At 59.6% G+C, this 4,490-nt stretch carries 4 protein-coding genes; 2 read left to right on the forward strand and 2 right to left on the reverse strand.

The annotated features are described in order from the left end of the window. Window positions 1–81: 81 nt before the first annotated feature. Window positions 82–465: a VOC family protein gene (locus tag ACFFAR_RS25615; RefSeq protein WP_174363829.1), complete on the forward strand. Its 384-nt coding sequence runs from the start codon at window positions 82–84 to the stop codon at window positions 463–465. Between the two features lie 10 nt (window positions 466–475). On the opposite strand, the gene ACFFAR_RS25620 is transcribed toward ACFFAR_RS25615, so the two are convergent. After that, window positions 476–1,249 (reverse strand): SDR family NAD(P)-dependent oxidoreductase, encoded by a 774-nt coding sequence (locus tag ACFFAR_RS25620; protein ID WP_174363830.1) that lies wholly within the window; start codon window positions 1,247–1,249, stop codon window positions 476–478. Between the two features lie 258 nt (window positions 1,250–1,507). On the opposite strand from ACFFAR_RS25620, the gene ACFFAR_RS25625 reads away from it, so the two are divergent. Further along, window positions 1,508–3,535: a hybrid sensor histidine kinase/response regulator gene (locus ACFFAR_RS25625; RefSeq protein ID WP_375508697.1), complete on the forward strand. Its 2,028-nt coding sequence runs from the start codon at window positions 1,508–1,510 to the stop codon at window positions 3,533–3,535. 120 nt (window positions 3,536–3,655) lie between these two features. On the opposite strand, the gene ACFFAR_RS25630 is transcribed toward ACFFAR_RS25625, so the two are convergent. Beyond that, window positions 3,656–4,354 (reverse strand): response regulator transcription factor, encoded by a 699-nt coding sequence (locus ACFFAR_RS25630; protein WP_062003699.1) that lies wholly within the window; start codon window positions 4,352–4,354, stop codon window positions 3,656–3,658. Window positions 4,355–4,490 lie beyond the last annotated feature (136 nt).

Genomic DNA, 4,490 nt, shown 5'->3' on the forward strand with positions numbered 1-4,490 from the left:
TTCTCAAGGCCGGCCGCCGGCTCGATCTTCACGACGCCCCGCCCGATCAGCAAAAATCCGCCGCACGCGAAGAAGCTTGATATGGCCCTCATCGATCATCTGGATCATCTGGTGTTGACTTGCATCGATGAAACGGCGACTCGCCACTTCTACACGGAAGTCCTTGGCATGCAGCTCGAAACTTTCGGCGCGGGACGCAGCGCGTTTCGCTTCGGCAATCAGAAAATCAACTTGCATGTTCGCGGCAAGGAATTCGAGCCGAAGGCGCATCTGCCGGTTTCGGGCGCGCTGGACCTGTGTTTTATCGCAGCCGTTCCCCTGGACGACGTCATTGCACACCTGAACCAGTGCAACTGGCCGATCATCGAGGGGCCGGTCGAACGGACCGGTGCAACGCAAAAAATCCGCTCGGTGTATGTCCGCGACCCTGATCTGAATTTGATCGAGATTTCCGAACTGGTCTGATCCAAGGCGTTCAATTCGGCAGACGAATACCGGTCAGTCGCTCGCATGCTGCGATCAGGCCGTCCTGCAAACGCTCATCGCTTGCGGCCGCACTCGGCTTGCGCGGTTTCATATGGAAGAAATATTCGCCCGTCACGCTTGCTGCAGGATCGTCGCTGACCGCAAGCCATGCTTGCGTGCGCGGCGCGGCCTTCATGTCGTCGGGCGCGCCCGCGCCGCCCATCCTGGTCGGCACCCATCCGGGATGGACCGCGTTCGATAAAACGCCCGGCCAGCGCCGTGCAACGCCGAATGCGAGCCAGAGATCGTGCAGCTTCGAATCCGAATAGGCGCTTGCGCCTTGCCACCTGCGCTGTTCCCACAGCAGGTCATCGAGACCCGGATCGCCGCCTTCATGCATGCCCGAACCGAGATACACGAGCCGCTCAGGCTTTTCGATCAAAGCTGTGAGGATGTAAGGCGCAATCGTGTTGACGGCGAAGACATGAGGCAAGCCATCGATGGTCTCGATACGCCGCGACTCGCGATAACCGACGCCCGCGTTATGGATCACGGCATCGAAGCGGCCAAGCCGGTTCACTTGCTCGGCAACGTCACGTGTCGCGTCCATACTGGACAGATCGCCCGATACCACCGCTTCCGCACCTGGCACAGCACGCATTGCATCGCAGGCGCGCTTTTCGTTACGTGCATGCAGAACCACGCGATGTCCCTGCGCCACCAGCAACTCTGCAGCCATCTGCCCGAGGCCATCGGCGGAACCCGTTATGAAAACGCGTGACATGTTTTTCGTCCTATATGGATCGGCTTAGATCTGATCAATAAGCGCCGCATCCGACTTCGTAAAAGATCTCGGCGATGCGGCAAACAGGGAATAAATCGTAATGCGGCGGAGTTTGAATGACGATAGCCTGCGCGTCATCGAATCAATGACACGAGGTCATCGCCAGCCGAACGCTTAAAAGCCCTGCAATTACGAGGTTTTCATAAGACGCGTGCTCCGCTACAGTAGCCGGTCACGTTCTTTTCGAGTGAGCGAAACATGGACGTACCGGAGCACACCGCAGAGATCGCCACGCCAACGCCGTCACAGCTCGTTTCGGCATCCGCACGCGACGCAGGCCTGAGCCTCATCCGTAACCTGTCGGTTCCCAAGGCATTTCCCGACGTTGCGCTGGAAGCGCAGTTCCTCGAAGACCATAGCCGGCGCTTCTGCGCCTTCCGGCGCGCGTCCGCGCTGCTCGCGTTGAGCGTGTGGGTCTGCTTCCTCTGGTACGACTTCAATTTCGGGCGCGTGAGCACGGTGCTCGAACCCGTGTTCATGGACATCATGGCGCTGCGGTTTGCGGGCATCGTCTGGCTGATGTTCGTGCTAAGCCTGGCTCTGCGGGGTTCTTTCGCCACCCATGCCGCATCCCAGCGGGTGACGCTCATGGGCGTCTACGGCTGCAACCTGTTGCTGCTCCTGCTGGTTTCCATCACGCCACGGCCGTTCAACTACACGTGGTATTTCGTCGGCCTTTACCTGGTCTTTTTCTTTCAGTTCGGTTTCTTCTATCTGAAGTCGAAGGTCGCGTTGACGGCCGCCGTGGTCACGTTTTCCAGCATCATCCTGCTGCAGCTCACCATCCGGATTCTTTCGCCCGAAGATTTCTACATGGGCATGTTCTATCTGTTCAACGTGGTCGTGATCGGACATGGTGTGTGTGTTCACGCGGAACGGGTATCGCGCGAACGCTTTTCGGCCGAGCGCGCGCTCGGCGTGCTCAACAACGAATTGCTCACGGCGAACGTACAACTGGAGCGGAAGAACCTCGACTTGCTGGCATCGAAGAAAGATCAGGACACAAAAACCCGCGCGCTGATATCGCTGAAAGAGCAGCAAACGTTGGCCGCAGAAACGGCCAGCAAGGAGAAGTCCAATTTCCTCGCCGCCGCCACGCACGATCTGCGGCAACCCATGCACGCGCTCAACCTCTTCCTGCAAGCGGCCGCCGAAGCCGTGCGCCACGACGACGTGACCGAAGCGGCGAGGCTTATCGATGAATCCGGCCGTTCCTCCGTGATCCTCGCGCGATTCCTGAACGCCGTGCTGGATCTCTCGAGGCTCGAATCGGGTCGCGTGATGCCGCGATATCACGTGTTCGACCTGAAGCTCGCGGTGTTCGAAGTCGCCGAGCAATTGCGCCCGCTTGCCGCCATGCATGGCGTCGATCTGCGCCTGCGCATGCCTGCCGCGCCCGTCTACGTGCGCAGCGACTCGCACTGGCTTCAACGAGCCATCGCGAACCTGGTATCGAACGGAATTCGTTACGCCGATGCCGTCAAGAATCCCAAGCCCGTTGTGATCGTGGGCGTGGTGCGCTCGGCGACGCGTACGCGCATCGATGTGGTCGATAACGGCATCGGCATTGCGTCCGAGCACTGGGACGCAATCTTCCAGCCGTTCTTCCAGGTCGGCAATGCGGAGCAGGACAACGATCGCGGGCTCGGGCTGGGTTTATCGATCGTGAACGCGGTGGTCTCGATGCTGGAGGAGCATCGGATCGAACTGAAGTCGGCAGAAGGCCGTGGTTCGCGTTTCTCGCTGGAAATGCCGATTTGCGGCTCGCCGCTTGGAGACGCCGCGCCGCGCGCAAAGGGCGACACCGCTGACTATCTTGAAGTGCCGCTCGAAGGGCTGTATGTATTGTTGGTCGAGGACGACAGCCTCGTGCGGGCATCGACGGAAGCGCTGCTCGTGCAATGGGGCGTGCTGTTCGATTCGGCCAGCAGCTTCGAGGAGTTCGAACAGATACTGGGTTCGATCGAGCGATACCCGGACCTGATCATCACCGACTTCCGTTTGCGCGATGAAAAGACCGCCCGCGAAGTCGCGATGCTCGGTGCCGCCAAGTTGGGCCGGCGTTGCCCATGTCTGGTCGTGACGGGCGAGCCCGCCGCGACGATCGTGCCGCTTGCCTGCGATCACGACGTGCTGAGCAAGCCGGTAAGTCCTGCGGAACTGCGCAGGCAGATTGCATCGCTGATATCGGGGAGGTCGTTTGCTGAAGCGGCCTGGCGGTGCTGAAGGAGAAGATCGAGCCAGTGCTGACACGGTGATTCGGGTGTACTTGGTTGCAATGGGCAGGCGACTCGCCTGCCCTTGCGTTTCTTATTTTTGGTCTCTCAGATCCTGCCCAACCCCCGCTTACCTTGCCGGCACCGCGGCACTACCCATCGGCATCTCAATTCCCCGGCGCGCCATCTCTACAATCAGGAAGGTTCGCCGTGTCACATGAAACCGCGCGAGGAGATCGCTCGAATACTCCTTCGCGGTGTTCTCGCTGATATTCATCTTCCTGGCGATCGCCTTGTTCGATAAACCCTGCAGCAAATAACGCAGCGTTTCCGTCAGCCGTGGCGGCAGGTTCAGCGACTCGACCGTCACGCCTGAATGCGTCGATACCGGCTTGGGGCTGTGGCCGCCCTTTCCAAGCACGCTATTGGGCAAATATACCCGGCCGCTCAGGATAGTCTTGAGCGCCTCGCGAAACACGCCCGCGCCTTGCTCACTCGCCTTCGATATAAATCCGCATGCGCCGCTCCTAATGCATTCCAGCACCGTATCGCGGTCATCTTGTGCGGACAGCATGATGGTCTGCACCTCGCGCTCCTGTTCCCCGATCCAGTTCAGCAGATCGAGGCCCGTGGAGTTTCCCCGCAATTGATAGTCGAGAAAGACCAGATCGTACGAGCCGCCGGAGAGTTTTTCCTTGGCCTGTTCGATGCCGTCAGCCTCATCGATATCGAGTAACGGTTCATTGGCAAGGATCAGGCTCTTCATGGCGCTTCGCGTGAGCCCCTCGTCCTCGACCAGCAGCACCGTCTTGAAGTTACCGTTTTCCATTGCCATTCCCAAAAATCACAATTCGATGGTACCGGTAAGGTGACCTCCCGCAACCCCTCCTTTCGCAGGGATCAGTGGGAGGGTATTCGATCCCCCCGAAAATCGCGCGCCATGCCCCTCCTCGACCGGGTTTTGC

The sequence above is a fragment of the uncultured Caballeronia sp. genome (assembly GCF_964243625.1).
In the GTDB taxonomy this organism is placed as follows: Bacteria; Pseudomonadota; Gammaproteobacteria; order Burkholderiales; family Burkholderiaceae; genus Caballeronia.